This window comes from Ruegeria sp. BB7 (assembly GCF_056539365.1).
This window is the reverse complement of sequence record NZ_JBQFUV010000010.1, coordinates 59,206-78,440: the sequence shown is the minus strand read 5'-3', so window position 1 is coordinate 78,440 and position 19,235 is coordinate 59,206. Positions and strand designations below refer to the sequence as shown.

The following is a 19,235-nucleotide window of genomic DNA, read 5'->3' as shown; positions in this document are numbered from 1 at the left end:
CCGTCACTCTGACACGTTCCCCTTTGGTTCAGACGCTTATCGTCAAGCTGCAGTTTGAGCAACCAAACGATGTAGTCACAGCGCAGCGGCGTTCAAGCAGGTTTCACAAACGCGAAAGGCGGGGCTAGGCTACAAGGAATGCCTCAACAGCCTAAAAAGGGACCGCCATGGATTTTGCCCCATCGCCGCGCGCCGTGGAATTCCGCGACCAGCTGAAGCGCTTTATGGAAGCGCATATCTATCCGCGCATCCGCGACCACAAGGAGGAGCTTGAGGCAGGCAATTTCCCAGTTTCCTTCATTGAAGAATTAAAGGCGCAGGCCCGGGCCGAAGGGCTATGGAACTTGTTCCTGCCCGCCTTGCGCGAAGATGAGCCCGGCACGCGACTGACCAACTTGGAATACGCGCCGCTGGCTGAATTGATGGGGCAGGTCAGCTGGTCTTCAGAAGTGTTCAACTGCAGCGCACCGGATACAGGTAACATGGAGCTGCTGCATATGTTCGCTACGCCGCAACAGCGCAAAGAATGGCTGGTGCCCTTGCTGAATGGCGAAATACGGTCCGCCTTTGCGATGACCGAGCCGGATGTGGCCAGCTCGGACGCGACCAATATTACCACGTCGATCCGCCGCGACGGGAATGAATACGTTATCAATGGGCGCAAGTGGTTCATCACCAATGCCTGTCATCCGAACACCAAGATGTTCGTTGTCATGGGTAAAACCGATCCCAGTGCGGACCGGCATAAGCAGCAGAGCATGGTGATCGTGCCCAAGGACACGCCCGGCCTTGAGATTGTCCGAAACCCAACGATCCTGAATATGCATGATCCGGAAGGGCACGCAGAACTGATATTTAAAAATGTACGAGTACCCGCAAGCAATCTTTTGGGTGAAGAGGGGAGCGGCTTCGCCTTGGCGCAGGCTCGGTTGGGGCCGGGCCGAATTCACCATTGCATGCGCTCGATTGGAGCCGCGGAAATGGCGCTGTCGCTGATGGTGGAGCGCGCGCAGGAGAGGACGGCGTTTGGCAAGCAACTCTCTGAACAGGGTGTGATCCGTGAGTGGATCGCGAAGTCACGGCTTGAAATCGAACAGGCGCGCTTGCTGACCCTGCAGGCTGCGTGGAAAATTGATCAGGTGGGGGCCAAGGCGGCGCGGCGTGAAATCTCACTGATCAAGGTTGTGGCACCGAATGTACACGCGGCAGTGACCGACCGCGCGATGCAGGTATTCGGTGCCATGGGTATGACGCCGGATACACCACTTGCTGACAGTTACACCTGGGCGCGGGCGCTGCGCTATGCGGATGGCCCGGACGAGGTGCACCTACAGGCCATCGCCAAGCAAGAGCTAAAGAACACAAACCGCGGTATGTCGGCGCAATGGCTGACACCGCCAAAGCGTTGATCGCTTATTTGCCCTTCCAGACCGGATCGCGTTTTTCCGCGAACGCGCGCGCGCCTTCCAACTGGTCCTCGCTGGCGTAAAGCACGTCAACGGTGCGCAGCTGGCGTTTGGTGATGCGGTTCATTGCATCTTGAAACTTGCTGTCCTCGGCATCGCGCACGACCTCTTTGATTGCGGCGTAAACCAACGGAGGGCCTGAGGCCAACAGACGCGCCAGTTCCCATGCGCGGTCCATCAACTGGTCGGCGGGGATGATCTCATTCACCAATCCCCAGCGGTTGGCTTCTTCGGCATCGAACCAGCGCCCGGTCAGTAGCAGTTCCATCGCGATATGGTAGGGGATGCGCTTGGGCAACTTGACGCTGGCGGCATCCGCAACGGTGCCCGAGCGGATTTCGGGCAAAGCGAATGTGGCATGCTCGGCTGCCAGGATCATGTCGGCTGACAATGCCAGTTCCAGGCCGCCGCCACAGGCGATCCCGTTCACCGCCGCAATCACTGGTTTGTTCAGATCGCGCAGTTCCTGAAGGCCGCCGAACCCGCCGACGCCATAATCGCCGTCAACCGCGTCGCCCTCGGCAGCGGCTTTCAAATCCCAGCCGGGGCAAAAGAACTTTTCGCCCGCGCCGGTCAGGATGGCGACGCGCAATTCGGGGTCATCGCGAAACTCAGCAAAGACCTCACCCATGATGCGGCTTGTTGCCAGATCAATTGCGTTGGCTTTGGGCCGGTCCAGTGTCACCTCAAGGATCGCGCCATCGCGTCTGGTTTTGATCGGGTCCATGTCTCAGGCCTTTCTTATCAGGGCATCCACTGCGACCGCCGTGTTAGGAGTGCAGAGAAGCGGGTTAATCTCGACCTCGCCAAGCGTGTCGGCATTTTGCATGACATAGGCCTGAACGGCCTGAACGGCGTTGATGATTGCATCCATATCAGCCGGGGGCTGACCGCGGTAGCCCGCCAGCAATGGAGCGATCTTCAGCTGAGAAAGCGCGGTGCGGATTGCGTCAGATGAACTGGGCACCAACAGAGAAACTGTATCGCGCAACAGCTCAGTTAGCACACCACCTGCGCCAAGGGTCAGAACGAACCCGTGCGCCGGGTCGCGCACGACGCCGATTAACAATTCAGCCACGGTGCCGGTTATCATTTCTTCGATCAGGACCTTATCCGTTCCAATATCAGCGGCCACATGCGCCACGTCTTCGGCTTGAATTCCCAATCGGACTGCCCCGCATTCGGATTTATGCGCAAGCCCGATGCCCTTAACGGCAAAAGGCGGGACCATTGCCTGCGCGGCATTCGCTGCATTTTCTGCGCCGCGTACTGTCCGGCTCTGTGGGATGTGCAATCCGAATTCAGCCAGTGCCTTTTTCGCCTCAGCCTCGGTCAACATGTGCGTCGATTTGGCTGTGCCGGGACGGTGAACAGGGGTGCCAGCAGGTGCTGAAATCTGCCCAGCCGCGTGGATGGCTGAAAGGGCTTCGCGCAGGCCCATCAAGGGAACAACGCCGCCTGCAATCAGTTCCTGAGCTACTTTTTCGGGCAAGAGTTCGGGTAAAGTTGCTGCAACCGCAAATCGTGCGCGGGTTTCGGCGCGTACTTTTAGCGCAGCACGCGATGCGCAAGCCCAATCCGTTGGGTCGGTGGTCGGGTAGTCGACAATGGAAATGGTCAGGTCGATGCCGTCGCCTGTCATTCCGGACCATGCCCGCGCCATCGCATCCTCGTCGCGCCAGATATAGGTGTGGTAGTCCAGCGGGTTATTCAGCGCGACCATTGGACCAAGCGCATCGCGCAGATTGGCTTTCTGTTCCTCCGCCAAATGCGGGAATGTCAGCCCGGTGTCGTGGGCCATATCAGCGATCAGGCTGGCCTCACCCCCCGAACAACTGATTGAGGCGATGTTGCCGCCCGGCAAAGGGCCGTAGCAATGCAACAGTTTCAGCGTTTCGAGAAAGTCGGGCAGGGCAGACAGGCGCGGAATTCCCAACCTGTCCAGCAGCGCCTGTGCCCCTGCGTCGCTGCCCGCCAACGACGCGGTATGTGAAGCAGTTGCGGCCTGCGCCTGTTCCGATGCGCCGACCTTGAGCGCAATCAGGGGAATACCTTTTGCATGCGCCTTGGCAGCCAGCGCCTCCCATTGGCGTATTTCCTTGAAACCCTCGATATGCAGGCCAATGGCGGTTACGCGTGGATCGTCGATCAGCGCTGATGCAATCTCGGCCTGACTGGTCTGGGCCATGTTCCCGCACGTCACCATATAGGCAATCGGCAGCGCACGTTTCTGCATGGTCAAATTGATCGAGATATTCGAGCTTTGCGTCAGGATCGCAACGCCTTTGTCGACAGGTGTCGCGCCGTGTTGATCCGGCCATAGCAGCGCCCCGTCCAATGCGTTGATGAAGCCATAGCAATTCGGTCCCAGAATGGGCATGTTGCCTGCTGCAGTGACCAGATGATCCTGCAGGTCGTCGCCGGTGTTGTCTTCGGCCACCGCTTCGGAAAAGCCCGAGGCAAAACACACCGCCCCGCCCGCGCCCATGGCGGACAGCGCCTGCACTGCCTCAATCGTTGCGTGGCGGTTGATGCCGATGAATACAGCGTCCGGGGCTTGTGGCAAGTCTTCGAGGCGCGCAAAAACAGCGTGCCCCGCGATGTCTTGTGCCTTGGGATGTACCGGCCAGATGTGACCGGCATAGCCCATGCGTTCTGATTGCAGGATGACCTGCTGACACCATGCACCGCCGCCAATGACGGCAATGGACTTCGGGCGCAGCAGCCGGTTCAGATCTTTGCTCATCATCAGGCGCCCAAGGGACGCAGAAGATCGCGGCTGATGATGTGGCGCTGAATCTCGCTGGTGCCGTCCCAGATTCGTTCGACCCTTGCATCGCGCCAAAACCGTTCGATTGGGAAGTCATCCATCAGCCCCATGCCGCCAAAGATTTGCAGCGTACTATCCGTAACCCGTGCCAAGGCCTCTGAGGCGTAAAGCTTGGCCGAGGCGATCTCACGGTTCGACGGCAGGTTCTGGTCCAGTCGCCAGGCGGCAGCGAGTGTTAGCCAGTCGGCCGCGTCGATTTCCGTGATCATATCGGCGATCTGGAAGCCGACCCCCTGGAACTTGCCGATAGGTTGACCGAATTGTTTGCGCTCGGTCGCATAGTTCAGCGCATAGTCAAAGCATCGGCGCGCGCGACCGACCGAAAAGGCAGCAACCGTTAACCGGGTCGCGTAGAGCCATTCGTTCATCACCGCAAAGCCGCCATCGACTTCACCCAAAACCTGCGCATCAGGCAGGCGGCAATTGTCGAAATAAAGGATGTAGTTTTTGTAGCCCTTGTGGCTGACCGAATTATAACCCTCACGTACCTCAAACCCGGGCGTGCCACGATCCACCAGAAAGGTGGTGATCCGTTTTTTGGGCCCTTTCGGCGTCTCATCCACGCCGGTTGCGATGAAGACGATGAAGAAATCCGCGTGTTCCGCGCCCGAGATGAAATGTTTCGATCCGTTGACGACCCAGTCCCCACCATCGCGCACGGCCTGACATTTCATGCCTCGCACATCTGATCCCGCATCCGGTTCAGTCATCGCCAGCGCGTCCATCTTTTCGCCACGCACGGCAGGGAACAGATAGCGTTCGCGCTGCTCGTCATTGCAGGCCATCAGGATATTTTGCGGACGCCCAAAGAAATGGGTGAGCGCCATGGAGCCACGTCCCAGCTCACGCTCGACCAAAGTGAAATCGAGATGCGAAAGACCTGCTCCACCTACTTCTTCGGGGAAGTTGCAGGCATAGAAGCCCAGATCGATGCACTTTTGTTTGATCTCTTCGCCCAGTTCCGCTGGTACGGTTCCGCTGCGTTCAACTTCAGCTTCGTGCGGGTAGATTTCGTTCTCGACAAAGCTGCGAACCGTCGAAACGATCATTTCCTGTTCTTCTGACAAACCAAACTGCATGGCGCGTGTTCCCTAGCTGGTGGTTGACGAATGAAACGTCAAAGGTCAGATTGACGGCATGCAGTATTAGTCGATTGTCATGCAGAGTTAGTAAAATTTTGACCTGCCGCTACAATATCCTTCTATTTAATGGGTTCTCGAACCACTGCCTTGCCAACATGGTCGAGCCATTGCGGGCCGCAAATACGCTATCGCGGCAGTCACTTTACGAATGGCGATTCTATTCGCTGGACGGAAAAGCGGTCCAAAGCTCCAGCGGTTTGATCGTCACCCCTCATGGCGCATTGCAAGACCAGTACGGGGAGGTTTTGGTTGTCATGCCGTCCTATGGATACCTGGCACTGGACACCCGCGAGACCATCCGCGCATTGCTATCGGCCGCTCGGCATCACGCTCAGTTGGCTGGGCTGGACACTGGAAGCTGGTTGCTGGCACGTGCCGGTTTGCTGGACGATCACCGCGCGACGATTCACTGGGATGAGCTGTCGCGTTTTGAGGAGACCTTTCCATCAGTTGACGCGCTACAGGAACGTTTTGTCATCGATGGCAACAGATTGACCTGTTCAGGGGCAATGGCTGCATTTGATCTGGCATCGGCCCTTATTCGCAGGGACCACGGGCCGCTTTTGTCGATCGAAGTTGGCCACCTTTTGATGAGTCGTGGCGTTGCGGACCCATACGCCTTGCCGTTGAAATCTGAAGACACGCTGGTCAATCGCGCGCTGGCTGTGATGCAGGGAAATCTTGAAACACCGCTGTCGATCAGGGACGTCGCGCGCAAAATCGGTTGCTCGCAGAAACGGATCGAAGCGCGGGTTCAGGCGGAACTGCGCACCACTCCGCAAGCTTTATATCGGCGATTGCGGTTGAATCTGGCGCGGAAACTGACGGAAGAGACGGAACAGTCCATTGCGGAAATTGCCGGTCGCTGTGGCTATGAAAACGCCAGTGCGATGACACGGGCGTTCAAGGCTGAATTCGGAAGGGCCCCGACTGCTTTTCGCAGCGGGGCCCCGAATTAGTGTAAATTGCACTGCCCAAGGAGCAGTCCGTCCTTGGATCAGACAGTTGCGCCCTTATTGCGGATCACCGAACCCAATGTGCCCGCGCATAGGCCGATGACGACTGCGATCAAAAGCTCAACCGAACCGACATTGGCAAAGTTCCAATGAGCAAAGATTACCGTCTCCAGCATGCCGACCACGGCGCCCATCAGGCCGCCTAGCCACAGGCGGCGAGTCATCATTCCCAGTGCAAGGCCAAGAATACCCGGCAGGCTGATGATGTTGGCGCCGATTGTTCCTAGAAGTTCCAGCATATCTCGCCCCTCATTGATCCGCAGTGTTGGTCAGGAATGACCGGATTTCTTCACTGCCATCGGCGACCTGCTGATAAAGCTTGCCCGAGGGTTCACCGGCCAGTTCGTCTGTAATTTCTTGATAGGTCTCAAGGTAATCCGACGGCAAGCGGTGCGCGATGCCCTGGTGACAGTCAATGCAGGTCAGGCCTTCGTCGATCGCACGCTGGTGTTCTGAGGCGGCGCGGGTTTCCTGAATAGTAAAGTCCATATAGTCGAAGTTGTGGCAGTTGCGGCACTCGCGGCTGTCAGACGCCTTCATCTTCTTCCAGACGGCCGAGGCCATGCTCAGACGGTGGGCTTCGTATTTTTCAGGGGTGCTGATGGTACCGGCCAGCTCGTGATAGATGTCCTTCACGGCCATGATCTTGGCCTTGATTTTGTGGTTCCACTCATGCGGCACGTGACAATCGGAACAGATTGCACGCACGCCCGAGTGGTTGTTGTAGTGAATCGTCTCGCGATATTCGCCTAGGTTGGTTTCCATCGTGTGGCACGAAGTACAGAATTCCTCGGTGTTGGTCAGTTCCAGGGTCCAGTGGAACCCACCCCAGAACAGAATGCCAGCCAGAAATCCGGTGAGGACCAGAAAGCCAGAGCTGAACAGGACAGTCGGCGTCCAGATCACGTTCCAGATGCGGCCAATCCAACCGCGTTTTTCGGGGGAGTCTGCCATCTCGGTGCTCCTTTCAGATATGCGTTGGATTAGTTGCCGGACGAGGGTTCAAACACGTTGTCGACCAACGCTGGTGCATCCGCCTGAGGCACGTGGCACTGGTTGCAGAAATACCGGGTACCTGCGATGTGATCCAATTCACGGCCTTCGCGGTCCAGATAGTGGGTCATCGACAGGGTTGGTGCGTTGCGTTCACCGGCTTTGGTCCAGTCATGGCAGGCCAGACACTGATTGGTGCGCGTGTCGATTTGGTATTGCTCGATCGAATGCGGTATCAGTGGCGGTTGCTGGCGATAGTTGCGCACGATCCGGCCTTCGATATCCTTGTGGATTTGATGCAGGGGGATGGGCTCGTCCACATCCGCCCCGCGTAGGGTTTCCACTTGGGCTGACTGGGCAAGGGCGAACCCGCTCAGGAGCAAAACGGGGATCAAGGCAATTCCGCCTGTCAGGATTGATTTTTTCATCATGGCACTCCCTTAGATAGGTCTGGCTGCGCGCGTTTCTGGCGCGGGAACTGGATCGGAAGGTGCGGCGACATGGTCGTCGAACCGGTGAGTAAAGTTGAAGACGTCGACCGCGCAGACATCGATGCAGCGGCCGCAATTGGTGCAATCCGGGGACAGGATCAGTGGTGTTGTTCCCGGCTTCCCTTTTAGAGCTGGGGAAATGATCTGGTTTTCGGGGCATACGGCATAACAATCCATGCAATCGTCACAAGCGGCCCGGTTTGCCGCGCTGACGCGCAACAGGCTTTTGCTGCCGATCAGGCCATAGAACGCACCCACCGGGCACAGGTGACCGCACCAGCCGTGGCGCGAGACGAACACATCGAAAACGAAGATCGCAGCGACCATGGCCCAGACGAAGCCCGTGCCGAAAATCAGCCCTCGATGCAGCATGGTGATCGGGTTCACCAATTCCCATGCAATCACGCCGGTCAGCCCCGACACAATCAGTACCGTTGCCAGTATCCAAAGGCGGGTTCCGCGCTTTGGCTGCCAGCCCTTTTGCATGTCCAGCTTGCGATGCAGCCAGTTGGCGGCGTCGGTCACCGGGTTGATCGGGCAGACCCAAGAACAAAAGACCCGCCCTCCGATCAGGGCATAGGCGACCAGAACGATCAGCCCGCCGATTAGTGCGGTCAGTTCAGGCCAATGCCCGGCGACGATGCTTTGCAGCAGGACCAAAGGGTCGGTCAGGGGCAGCACGCCGAGGGTTAGTGACCCGGCTAGCGTACCCTGTACGATCCAGACGCCGAACCACGGACCCAACAGGAACAAGGCCAAAAAGAAGAACTGGCTCGTGCGGCGCAACAGCAGAAAGCGATGCGCCCCGATCCAGCCTTTGGCCTCAATCGCCTCGTGACCGATGGGGAGATGCGTGCGGGCACTCATTGTCCCACTCCTGGCAAGTCATAAGACGGAGCGAAGCCGCCAGGCGTGGCCAGATTATCCGTACCCGGTCCGGGTAAACGGTCGGGCAGATCTATCAAGCCGTCCACAAGGGGACCGCCATGGGCATCTTTCTCTTCCCAGCCTTTGCGGTAATGATCAGCGCTGCTGCCGCGCGCCAGTCTTGCAGGAAGAACCTTGATGGCGGCTTCGGGCAGAACGCAGCTTTTTTCGCACATTCCGCACCCGGTGCAGCGGTCGGCATGTACGGTTGGAATGAACAACGCATGATGGCCTGACCGATCATTATGCGCAGCTTCCAACGTGATCGCCTCGTCGATGACGGGGCAGACGCGGTAACAGACATCGCAGCGTAGCCCGAGGAAGTTCAGGCAGTTCTCCTGATCGACCAGAACCGCAACGCCCATTTTCGCATCGTCGATATTGTCCAGCCCCGGATCCAACGCTCCGGTGGGGCAGGCGGCGACGCACGGTATGTCGTCGCACATCTCGCACGGCACACTTCGTGCCGTGAAATAGGGCGTGCCGGTTGCAACGGCATCGACCCCAAGCTCAGCCAGTTTCAAGGTGTCGTAAGGGCAGTCCCGCACGCAGAGCCCGCAGCGGATACAGGCCGACAGGAACTCTTTCTCTGGCAACGCGCCGGGCGGGCGCAATGCCTCGGCCGGCAGCGCTCGGGCATCGCGGGCCAACCAGGCCAGCGTTGACCCGGCGACCACGCAGCCGCCTGCCGCGCGCGCCGAATCCTGCAGGAATCGGCGCCGTTGCGGCGAGAGAGGAGTACCGGTCAGGGACATGGGGACTACCTTTGCGATCCTTCCCGGTTACGCGCGCTCGACCTTACACGCGCACTTCTTGAAGTCGGTCTCTTTCGACAGCGGGCAGGTTGCGTCCAGCGTCAGCTTGTTGGTCAGCTGATGCTCGTCGAACCAGGGCATGAAGACCAGACCGCGCGGCACTTTGTTGCGCCCACGGGTTTCGACCCGGCTGGTGACCTCGCCGCGGCGGGTGGAGAGGATGATCTCCTGACCGCGACGCAGACCCCGATCTTTGGCGTCCTGCGGGTGCATGTAGACGACAGCGTTCGGATAGGCGCGGTGCAGTTCCGGAACGCGACGAGTCATCGAGCCCGAGTGCCAGTGTTCCAGAACACGACCGGTGGACAGCCACAGATCATATTCTTCATCCGGTTCTTCCGCGGCAGGCTCGTATGGGGCAAAGATGATATTCGCTTTGCCATCGGGCTTGCCGTAGAATTCCACGCCCGCACCCTCTGACACATATGGATCGTACCCTTCGCGGAAGCGATAGAGCGTTTCCTTGCCGTCCACGACGGGCCAGCGCATGCCGCGTGCCTCGTGGTACATCTCGAACGGTGCCAGATCGTGCGCGTGGCCTCGACCAAACTCAGCGTATTCTTCGAACAAACCCTTTTGGACGTAGTAACCAAAATGCTCTGCATCATCGTTGTCAAAGCCTTCTGCAGTCTCGGACAGCGGGAACTGGTCGATCTTGCCGTTGGCATAGAGCACGTCATACATGGTCTTGCCGCGATGCTCGGGCATCTTGGCCAGTAGTTCTTCGCCCCAGACCTCTTCCACGGTGAAGCGTTTGGAGAATTCCATCAATTGCCACAGGTCCGATTTTGCCTCGCCCGGTGCTTTCACCTGCTGGCGCCAGAATTGGGTGCGGCGTTCGGCGTTGCCGTAGGCGCCTTCCTTCTCGACCCACATGGCTGTGGGCAGGATCAGGTCGGCAGAGACGGCCGTGACCGTCGGATAGGGATCCGAAACGGTGATGAAGTTCTCGGGGTTACGATAGCCGGGATAGCCTTCTTCGTTGATATTCGGCGCGGCCTGCATGTTGTTGTTGCACTGCACCCAATAGGCGTTCAGATCACCATCCTTCAGCTTGCGGTGTTGCAACACGGCGTGGAAGCCGGGTTTCGGAGGAATGGTGCCTGCGGGGACGTTCCATGCGGTTTCACAAATCTCGCGGTGTTTGTCATTCGCAACCACCATGTCGGCGGGCAGGCGGTGGGCAAAGGTGCCAACCTCACGTGCCGTACCACAGGCCGAAGGCTGACCGGTCAGCGAGAAGGGTGAGTTGCCCGGTTCTGAAATCTTACCAACCAGCAGGTGGACGTTATACATCAGCGAGTTCACCCACGAGCCGCGGGTATGCTGGTTAAAGCCCATGGTCCACAAGCTCATCACTTTGCGGTTCGGGTCGGCATATTGCTTGGCCAATTTTTCCAGCTTGTCTGCAGGAACACCCGACAGTTCGGCTGTGTATTCCAGCGTATAGGGCGCGACGGCTTCAGCGTATTCTTCGAAGCTGATCGGCTCCATCTTGCCCGAGTTCGGGTTCTCAGCCTCTTGCTGCAACTCATGAGTGTCGCGCAGGCCATAGCCGATATCGGTTGCCGTCTTGGTGATGTTGACGTGTTTCTTGACAAACTCTTCGTTCACCGCGCCATTCTGGATGATGTAATTGGCGATATAGTTCAGGATCGCCAGATCGGTCTGTGGTGCAAAGACCATGCCATTGTCGGCCAGTTCGAACGAGCGGTGCTCGAAGGTCGACAATACGTGCACTTCGCAGCCCGGCTTGGTCAGGCGCGTGTCGGTCAGACGCGACCACAGGATCGGGTGCATCTCGGCCATGTTCGAGCCCCACAGCACGAAGGTATCGGCGTGCTCGAAGTCGTCATAGCAACCCATTGGCTCATCAATGCCGAAGGTGCGGATAAAGCCCACAACGGCCGAGGCCATGCAGTGCCGCGCGTTGGGGTCGATGTTGTTCGACCGGAAGCCGGCCTTCATCAGTTTGGATGCGGCATAACCTTCCCAGACGGTCCACTGACCCGAACCGAACATACCGACGCTGGTCGGGCCTTTCTTGGCCAGCGCTTCCTTCCACTTTTCGGCCATGACGTCGAAGGCTTCGTCCCAACTGACCGGTTCGAACTCGCCGTTCTTGTCATAGACGCCGTTCGTTTTGCGCAGCAGAGGTGTGGTCAGGCGGTCCTTGCCGTACATGATCTTGGACAGGAAATAGCCCTTGATGCAGTTCAGGCCGCGATTGACCGGTGCGTCCGGGTCGCCCTGAGTGGCGACGACGCGACCTTCCTTGGTGCCGACCAGCACCGAACAGCCGGTGCCGCAGAACCGGCAGGCTGCCTTGTCCCAGCGGATATCGGGGGTGCCGGTCTGTGCATTGGCCTGACCGGTGGCCAGTGGGATGCCTGCGGCCGACGCAGTGGCAGCGGCCGCGGAGGCCTTGAGAAATGTCCGGCGAGATTCTGATGTAGTCATAGCGTGAGCCTCCGGCTGGTGGTTTGGCTTAGGGCATCGGGATGCGGAGTGCTTTCCGCGAGATCCTCGAAATGGTGATAGGTCAATGTCAGTGAGATCACTCCGGGGATCTGGTGCAGATCCATGATGATCTCGGACGCAAGGCGATCGGACGTGTCTTCGACAACAACGACGAAGCGACCGTCTTCGGCCTGGGCATGTACTTCGACGCCCGGTGTGCCGCGCATCGATTGCGCGGCGGCCTCGGCCTGATCAGGGGCGACATGTATAAGGCAACCGCATATATTCATTGTAACGCTTCCGTTTGAAGTGTGGGTTGGCGCTGGAGCGCCACGGCATTGACAGGGCAGAGGGCGACACAGGCACCGCATCCGTTGCAGGCGTCGACTTCCAACAAAGGCGTCGCCCGCCCGCCGCGCTGCAACTTGAAACGAATGGCGTTCTGTTCGCAATTGTCCTGACACACGCGGCAGCTTACGCCGTTCATGGAGAGGCACGTGCCGTCCTGAATTTCGGCCCGCCACGGCCAGTCGACAACTCGTTCGATTTGCAGAGCATCCGTGGGGCAAGCCTTAGCACATTCGCCACAGAAAGTGCAGGGGTCGTCTCCGGGCTGAAAGACCGGAAATCCTTGAGGGTCGAACGAAATGACGGCCTCTTCACATGCCTCGACGCAATCACCGCATTTGGTGCACTGGTCGACAAATCCCGGCACAACCGAGCCGGGGGGACGGACAATACTGCTGTCCTCCCGAAATACTTTGGCGCTCAGAAACGCCCTGCGGCTGGTCATCTGGCTCATTTTTCTAAACGGTTCGCGCTTGATTCCCTGTTCACGGCTTCTGAGTAGCGCGTTTGGAGGGGATGCTTTTTGATCCAGATCATTATTCCAGATTATTAATTATTGATCAAAATGAAAACTGAAATATGCAAAGGTATCGCCATGATATCTCAGCGCATTTTTCAACCGCAGGTGACCCGCTTTCTATTTAAGCTGTTTTCCAGAAAGCAGAGCGTCGGCGCTGAGATTTAGCAGTTGAAAGTGTCTGAAGGAGGACAGTTCTTCGCCGGGTCTCTTGCAATGGACAATACGGTCGATCTGCAAGGTGCGCGCGACAAGCCAATTTCCATGAGTTCGCTGGGAGCGCGGAAATTTCGCTGGTTCCGAATGCCGCGCCGGGTAATATGCAGGCAGAGCAGCCTACCTAAATCGAATATGTCAATGTAGCGGAGATTGCGGGTGCCGATCACTTTGACATGGCGGGCGGATGACGGTGCCTTGCGGCGCCCCAGTATACACAGGCGAACAAAAGGAAAATCCATGGTTGACCATGTGTTGGCACTGAATGCCGGGTCTTCTTCGTTAAAATTCGGGCTTTATGAACTGGTCGAAAACAACCGCCCCAGAATGCGTTGGCACGGGCAAATCGAACGCTTGGGGGACGCGCCGCGCCTGTTGGCGGAGTCTGCTGGGGGGCGGTCAGTCAACCAACCCTTGACCAATGCCCACGGGCATGGCGAGGCAATCCATGCCTTTCTCGATATGACCCGTGAATACCTTCCGGATATTCGCATTCGCGCTATTGGTCATCGAGTTGTACATGGCGGTACAGTCTATTCCGAGCCCGTGCGGATCAACGACAAGGTTCTGGACACTCTGTCGGGATTAATCCCATTTGCTCCGTTGCATCAGCCCTACAGCCTTGCCGGTATCCGCGCTGCAAGTGATGCATTCCCAGAGACCGAGCAAGTGGCTTGTTTTGACACCGCCTTTCACCGAACCCATCCGTGGGTAAACGATACTTTCGCCCTGCCGCAAAGCTATTACGACAAGGGGGTGCGTCGCTATGGTTTCCACGGTCTGAGTTATGACTACATCACGGAAAAACTCAAAGAAATTGCCCCTAGCCTCTATGATGGCCGTGTTGTCATCGCTCACCTGGGCAACGGTGCTTCCATGTGCGCCGTTTCTGGTGGACGGGCTGTGGCTTCGACCATGGGGTTTTCGGCGTTGGATGGTTTGCCGATGGGCACGCGCAGCGGTCAATTGGATCCGGGTGTCGTGCTTTACATGATGCAGCAGGAAGGCATGAGCGCGGACGAGATCGCGGAAATGCTCTATCGCAAATCGGGTTTGCTTGGTCTGTCGGGGATGTCGTCGGACATGCGCACTTTGTTGGCCGCCGAAACACCCGAGGCACGCAAGGCCATAGATTATTACGTTTTCCGCATCCGCCGGGAGTTGGGCGCACTATCTGCCGCGTTGGAAGGGCTGGACGCGCTGGTATTCACGGGTGGGATCGGTGAAAACGCGGCACAGATCCGTCAAAGAGTTTGCGAAGGGATGCGCTGGATCGGGATAGAAATGGACCCCAACAGAAATGCTGACAATGGCACGGTTCTGTCGACCGATTTCAGCCGGGTACGGATTCTGGCAATTCCTACGCACGAAGAGATGGTGATCGCACGCGCAGCGGCGCGGCTTGTGCAATAGGTGCTATTGCTCGGGCTTGTCCTTCCGACGCTTGGCGTATTTTATCAAGATGCCCAGAATGGCGCTGATGGCATCTGGCGTCAGCGCGCCAAGCGGATCGCGCCGGATGCCGGTCACGGTGTTGCGCGCCTCAGACAAGGTATCCTTGATCTCTGTCTCGATATCTTGCAGCGCCATATCGCGCAGCTCGACCGCCGCCGTCGTGTCGGCCTGCGCGTTCTGTGAGTTGGCAAGCAGTGCCAGGACTAGGGCCAATAACAGGTTGACCCCTGCCATGATCACGGCAGCAAGCGGCTTGGAGAGGGTTGCCGACAGCCAGAAAAACCCGGCCACGTTCAGCATGATAACGGCCAAGCCGACCGCCAATCCTGCAGCAGCGTAGAACCCTGTGCGACGTGCGGCGACAGCGACATGGCGTTGGGCAATCAGCCGCTCAGCACGGAGGACGATGGAAATATTGCGGGATATGCGGCTCATGATCAGGCTCCTACCGTGAACGGCCCAGCAGATAGCCAAGCGTAAATATACCAAGCGCAAACAGGATTGGCCGTTTGTGGGGCAGGTCTTCCAGTTCGGTTAATGCTTCTTCTAGTTGGCTGGTCCAGCCGTCGATGTTCTCGGCAATCTTGTCAGCCATAGAATCGTGCGGCGAAGGCGCCGAAGCCTTTTCCCTGGCTTCGGTTTGCTCGGCCAGTTGGCGGCGCAGGTCGGCGACTTCTGCTTCAAGCTCGGCTTTCGTAACCATTGGTCCGGTCCTCTCACAGGTGTTCTGCCTGTGGGGCGAGGGCAACGACCTCAACCCCTGTTTCGAAGGCCATGTTAATTCGATTTTCCGGTTTTAGAAAAGGGACTTATCTTTTCAGGTATCGTAATCCGAAACCAGCAGGAAATCAGGCGCGACGTCTTCTTCGATAGTGGCAAAGCGCGGGATCGGGTCCTCGAACACGTTATCGGTGCGGTCATCGTTGACGGTTGAGACCTCGCCGATCAGGCAATCGCCCTTTTCCGCCCAGAAAGCATGCCAGATGCCGGGCATCAGAGTGACGCTCTGGCCAGGTTTCAGTCGCAACAATTCACCGGGTTGGATTGTGACCGGGCATCCGTCGCTGGGCACAATAACGGTGTTGTCGCGGTCGATGCCGCCTTCGGCGTCCGAGGCATAGATCTCCATCACCAGATCGCCGCCGCCCCGGTTGATGATGTCCTCGGCCTTGACGATATGGCGGTGCATTGGCGACAGCTGTTTGTCTCGCGACACCAACAGCTTTTCCGCATAAAGCATCCCCCGACCGTTGTTCAGATCACTCACGTCGCCATTACGCAAAGTGAAAAGGAACAGGCCAAGTTCGTCGAAACGGCCCTGCCCATAGTCGGTAATGTCCCAACCCAGCCCGCGCTCTCGGATTCCAGCGGCCTTTTCATCGCGCATCTGGTCTGGGGACCAGTTGGCAAAAGGCGGCAGGACTGCACCGAAGGATTGGATAAAGGCTTCGGCCTCGGTCTTGATAGTGTTGATGTCAGAACGTTTCATGCTGTCCCCTATGGGTCAAAGCTCGTGCGCCCAAGGTGGGTTGGCCCCGGCGCGGGATACAGTGATGGCGGCGACCTCTGCGCCTTTGGCAAGGGCCGCACGCAGATTTTCAGTGCTTAAGGCCCGCAGGTTGGATTTGGTCAGATGGCCAGCGCGCTCGAGTTCCGCCAGAACACCGGCGTTGAACGTGTCGCCGGCACCGACAGTATCGACCACTTCGACCCGCTGAACCGGGACCGAGGTTTCCGACCCGTCCGCCAGATAACCGGACGCCCCGTCGCTGCCTCGGGTCACGATGACTACGGCTGGGCCGGATTGCAGCAGCAGGGGTACTTTTTCGGCGATGGTTTTCGGGCCGGGAACGATCCAGTCCAAGTCCTCGTCCGAGACTTTCACGATGTCGGCCTGTGCGATCATCCGGTTCAGGCGGGTGCGATATCGGGTTTGATCCTTGATAAAATCTGGTCGGATATTCGGGTCGATCATCACGGCGCGGTCGCCTCCGTGGCGATCCAGCAATGCGGCAAAGGCATCTGCACAGGGTTCGCAGGCCAAGCTGATCCCGCCAAAATAGAGCGCGGAAACAGAGGGCAAATGCCCTGGCATGTCCTCGGGCATCAGCATTCGACCCGCCGAGTTTTCATCCATGAAGCTGTAGGTGGCGTGTCCGTCCTTTAATTGCACAAACGCCAATGTCGTGGGCCGGCCCGAGCGGATCAAATGGCTGGTATCAACGTGGCTGGTCTGCAAGCTGTCTTCCAGTTGCTCACCAAACATGTCCGAGGACAGACCCGCCAGCAGTCCGACCGGAACCCCCAGCCGCCCAAGCGCAATGGCCGTGTTGAAGATGGCGCCACCGGAATGGGGCACAAAGCCTTCCCCGCCCGAAACCGTCGGGGCAGCGATCATGTCGATCAGGGCTTCACCGCAGCACAGGATCATGCCGTGGTCCTTTCTGTTTCTAGGGATCAGGCGGTCAGTTTACCGCGCGAGCGCACTTTTACAGAAATTGTTAGCGCCAACAATGCCAAATTCATGCTGTTCGGACACATAAAGGTTCATCGACCGCCGTAAATCACTGAACCGTCCACCAGCGTTGAAGGCATCACGGAAAGCATCCTTGAACAGCCAGCGGTTTTTCTCGGCCACGCCGCCAACAAGGAACACGCCTCCCACCGGCATGAGGACCACAGATAGGTCTCCCATGACTGCCCCCAGATGGGTGGTAAACATATGTGCGACTTTTTCTGCTATCGGATCGGCCTGTGCGCGAGCGTCCTCAAGTATGTCTCTCGCGCTGCGGACGGGCACATTAGACTGACCCGCAGCCATCCCGGTGGCCTGATAGAGGATCGGCAGACCCGTGCCGCTCAGGAACATTTCAGCCTCAAGGACCAAGGTGTCTTCAAAGAAGCATTCCGGGGCGATATGACGGGCCGCCTTGAAAACCTCGACCTCGTCGACGTGGCGTGGAGAAAGACCGATATGTCCCCCTTCGCCGGATGCAGTGTGATAGCGATCTTCGGAATACAACAGTGCCCCGACACCAAGACCAGTGCCGGGACCCACAACAAGCCGTGTTCCTGAAGGCGGGGCCTTGGCGCCCTGCAAAACCTCGACATCATCGCTGGTGATCTCGGCCACTGACCACGCTGCAGCCGTGAAGTCATTGATTACAAAGGTATGCTGTGCGCCTGTGGCCTTGGCAATATCGTCTTCTGAGAGATCGAGCTGAGCATTCGTAAGCCGGATTGTTCCGTTGTTCACCGGGCCCGCGCCGGCCGCCACGACAGCGCGCGGGTTGGTGCCAATTTCGTCGCGTAAGGTATGAAATGCGTCCAAAAGCTCAGGCAAGCTGCCGGTCGGATATTTGCGCAATTCGTTTAACGTTCCGTCTGTGATCACGCCCAACCGGGTGTTTGTGCCGCCAATATCCGCAACCAGATTCCAGTGTTTTTGCAACGCTCCAACCGGCTGTGCCAAAGGCAAGGAGATTGAACCGCCCGATAAAGCCGTTTTCAGAGTGTCAAATGTGGCTGTTAGGTCCGGGTTTGGCAGGTCGGAATCCAAACCTGCTGGAGCAAATCTATCTTTGCCACATCCGGCAACGTCTACATCTCCGGAGAGGTGCCCGACAAAACAACCTTTAACCGCCGCTCCTTGTTCCAACGCACTTTTTGTTGCCGCTAGGTGGTGGTTAAGGCGATCAACCTGTTCATGGTTGGAACCGATTATTTCATTTACAGTCACGAAGATAGGCAGTTCACGGCTGAACTCCTGCCACATCTGAGTTAGGAAAGGAACCCGTGCCGAGGGGTCGGTTTGAGCGCGGCTGAAACAGGTGAGGCCACACCAGTCGACGGGCTGACCGATGGTGCCAAAATCTTCCTGCCAGCCAGTCGGAAGGTCTGATTCCAGATCGGCAAGTTCATTCATGGGGTAGGTATTGTTGAATAAACCGCTCAGAAACAACCGAGCGTGACGGTTGTCGACAAGGGTGAGGAGTGACTTGTCCTCAAAGGTGCCATTGGTGGGATCGACCCAATCAAGATCCAGTTCTACGCCTAGGTTGGACATGCCGAGGTTACGCATTGCGTCAATGCCTCGTCCATGGGCCAACAACAAGTGGTGGATCGCACGGGCGGTGGTGCGGCGGCAGTCACCAAAATTCAACCGGTTGATATGTATTGGCAGGCTGATCGGTGCCGCACTAAACATCCGGTCGCCAATTCGGCTCATGACGATCTCGGTAAAATCAGCGAACCAACCCGCAATATCCCGATTTCGCCAACCACCTAAGTCACCCAGTGTCGGTGGCAGTTCTCCGTTAGACAGAGTTGCGCAAGGGCGGATGCCACGTTTTAGCAGCGCATCAACCAGCCTATCGTAAGCGTCCAAGCCCGACTGGCTTGCCTCGCCACGCCCATCAGGTAAAACGTTCGTCCAACTGATCGGAAATTTAAAACAATCAATTCCCGCCTCACGCATCATGTCGAGATTCTGTTTGGTTGAGGCTGCGACGCCAAAGAGAAAGTCTCTGGGAAAATCAGAGCGGGTGTATTTCATGGTC

19 protein-coding genes are annotated in these 19,235 nt (G+C 57.8%); 3 read left to right on the top strand and 16 right to left on the bottom strand.

What is annotated here, in order from left to right; all coding sequences use genetic code 11:
* Window positions 1-167: 167 nt before the first annotated feature.
* On the top strand, window positions 168-1,409 hold the full coding sequence (locus ACR0D7_RS14840; RefSeq protein WP_480679679.1) for an acyl-CoA dehydrogenase family protein: 1,242 nt from the start codon (window positions 168-170) through the stop codon (window positions 1,407-1,409).
* 4 nt (window positions 1,410-1,413) lie between these two features.
* Here the strand turns inward: ACR0D7_RS14840 and ACR0D7_RS14835 are convergent, their stop codons facing one another.
* From ACR0D7_RS14835 to ACR0D7_RS14825, 3 genes are read right to left on the bottom strand one after another with little or no spacing between them, the layout of a single operon-like run.
* Complete coding sequence (locus ACR0D7_RS14835) at window positions 1,414-2,193, bottom strand: carnitinyl-CoA dehydratase (RefSeq protein ID WP_480679678.1); 780 nt, start codon at window positions 2,191-2,193, stop codon at window positions 1,414-1,416.
* Window positions 2,194-2,196: 3 nt separating this feature from the next.
* The gene (locus ACR0D7_RS14830; RefSeq protein ID WP_480679677.1) at window positions 2,197-4,212 is read right to left on the bottom strand and encodes an acetate--CoA ligase family protein; all 2,016 of its coding nucleotides are present in this window, start codon (window positions 4,210-4,212) and stop codon (window positions 2,197-2,199) included.
* Between the two features lie 2 nt (window positions 4,213-4,214).
* On the bottom strand, window positions 4,215-5,375 hold the full coding sequence (locus tag ACR0D7_RS14825; RefSeq protein WP_480679676.1) for an acyl-CoA dehydrogenase family protein: 1,161 nt from the start codon (window positions 5,373-5,375) through the stop codon (window positions 4,215-4,217).
* A 98-nt stretch (window positions 5,376-5,473) separates the two neighbouring features.
* On the opposite strand from ACR0D7_RS14825, the gene ACR0D7_RS14820 reads away from it, so the two are divergent.
* Complete coding sequence (locus ACR0D7_RS14820) at window positions 5,474-6,397, top strand: GlxA family transcriptional regulator (RefSeq protein WP_480679675.1); 924 nt, start codon at window positions 5,474-5,476, stop codon at window positions 6,395-6,397.
* 38 nt (window positions 6,398-6,435) lie between these two features.
* Here the strand turns inward: ACR0D7_RS14820 and ACR0D7_RS14815 are convergent, their stop codons facing one another.
* From ACR0D7_RS14815 to napF, 8 genes are read right to left on the bottom strand one after another with little or no spacing between them, the layout of a single operon-like run.
* A complete protein-coding gene (locus tag ACR0D7_RS14815; RefSeq protein ID WP_170384616.1) occupies window positions 6,436-6,693 on the bottom strand; it encodes a hypothetical protein in 258 nt (85 codons plus the stop codon).
* A 10-nt stretch (window positions 6,694-6,703) separates the two neighbouring features.
* Window positions 6,704-7,408 (bottom strand): NapC/NirT family cytochrome c, encoded by a 705-nt coding sequence (locus ACR0D7_RS14810; RefSeq protein WP_480679674.1) that lies wholly within the window; start codon window positions 7,406-7,408, stop codon window positions 6,704-6,706.
* Between the two features lie 29 nt (window positions 7,409-7,437).
* Complete coding sequence (locus ACR0D7_RS14805; RefSeq protein ID WP_170384721.1) at window positions 7,438-7,875, bottom strand: nitrate reductase cytochrome c-type subunit; 438 nt, start codon at window positions 7,873-7,875, stop codon at window positions 7,438-7,440.
* A 12-nt stretch (window positions 7,876-7,887) separates the two neighbouring features.
* Window positions 7,888-8,805 (bottom strand): quinol dehydrogenase ferredoxin subunit NapH, encoded by a 918-nt coding sequence (gene napH, locus ACR0D7_RS14800; protein ID WP_480679673.1) that lies wholly within the window; start codon window positions 8,803-8,805, stop codon window positions 7,888-7,890.
* Window positions 8,802-9,620 carry a ferredoxin-type protein NapG gene (gene napG, locus ACR0D7_RS14795; protein ID WP_480679672.1) on the bottom strand — a complete coding sequence of 273 codons (819 nt, stop codon included), beginning with the start codon at window positions 9,618-9,620 and terminating at the stop codon, window positions 8,802-8,804. The genes napH and napG overlap by 4 nt, the downstream gene beginning before the upstream one ends.
* A gap of 27 nt (window positions 9,621-9,647) precedes the next feature.
* Window positions 9,648-12,140, bottom strand: a complete 2,493-nt coding sequence (gene napA, locus ACR0D7_RS14790) for a nitrate reductase catalytic subunit NapA (protein ID WP_480679671.1) — start codon at window positions 12,138-12,140, stop codon at window positions 9,648-9,650.
* Window positions 12,137-12,430: a chaperone NapD gene (locus ACR0D7_RS14785; protein ID WP_170384606.1), complete on the bottom strand. Its 294-nt coding sequence runs from the start codon at window positions 12,428-12,430 to the stop codon at window positions 12,137-12,139. Before ACR0D7_RS14785 ends, napA begins: the two co-directional genes overlap by 4 nt.
* Window positions 12,427-12,933 carry a ferredoxin-type protein NapF gene (gene napF, locus ACR0D7_RS14780; RefSeq protein WP_480679670.1) on the bottom strand — a complete coding sequence of 169 codons (507 nt, stop codon included), beginning with the start codon at window positions 12,931-12,933 and terminating at the stop codon, window positions 12,427-12,429. The genes ACR0D7_RS14785 and napF overlap by 4 nt, the downstream gene beginning before the upstream one ends.
* A gap of 528 nt (window positions 12,934-13,461) precedes the next feature.
* Here napF and ACR0D7_RS14775 point away from each other — a divergent pair.
* Complete coding sequence (locus tag ACR0D7_RS14775; protein WP_480679669.1) at window positions 13,462-14,634, top strand: acetate/propionate family kinase; 1,173 nt, start codon at window positions 13,462-13,464, stop codon at window positions 14,632-14,634.
* 3 nt (window positions 14,635-14,637) lie between these two features.
* Here ACR0D7_RS14775 and ACR0D7_RS14770 read toward each other — a convergent pair whose 3' ends face one another.
* The 5 genes from ACR0D7_RS14770 to ACR0D7_RS14750 form a co-directional block, all read right to left on the bottom strand.
* A complete protein-coding gene (locus ACR0D7_RS14770) occupies window positions 14,638-15,111 on the bottom strand; it encodes a phage holin family protein (RefSeq protein WP_480679668.1) in 474 nt (157 codons plus the stop codon).
* A 10-nt stretch (window positions 15,112-15,121) separates the two neighbouring features.
* On the bottom strand, window positions 15,122-15,379 hold the full coding sequence (locus ACR0D7_RS14765) for a hypothetical protein (RefSeq protein ID WP_170574195.1): 258 nt from the start codon (window positions 15,377-15,379) through the stop codon (window positions 15,122-15,124).
* A 114-nt stretch (window positions 15,380-15,493) separates the two neighbouring features.
* Window positions 15,494-16,165: a D-lyxose/D-mannose family sugar isomerase gene (locus ACR0D7_RS14760; RefSeq protein ID WP_480679667.1), complete on the bottom strand. Its 672-nt coding sequence runs from the start codon at window positions 16,163-16,165 to the stop codon at window positions 15,494-15,496.
* A gap of 15 nt (window positions 16,166-16,180) precedes the next feature.
* Window positions 16,181-17,107: a carbohydrate kinase family protein gene (locus tag ACR0D7_RS14755; protein ID WP_480679666.1), complete on the bottom strand. Its 927-nt coding sequence runs from the start codon at window positions 17,105-17,107 to the stop codon at window positions 16,181-16,183.
* 39 nt (window positions 17,108-17,146) lie between these two features.
* On the bottom strand, window positions 17,147-19,231 hold the full coding sequence (locus tag ACR0D7_RS14750; RefSeq protein ID WP_480679665.1) for a family 1 glycosylhydrolase: 2,085 nt from the start codon (window positions 19,229-19,231) through the stop codon (window positions 17,147-17,149).
* Window positions 19,232-19,235: the final 4 nt, after the last annotated feature.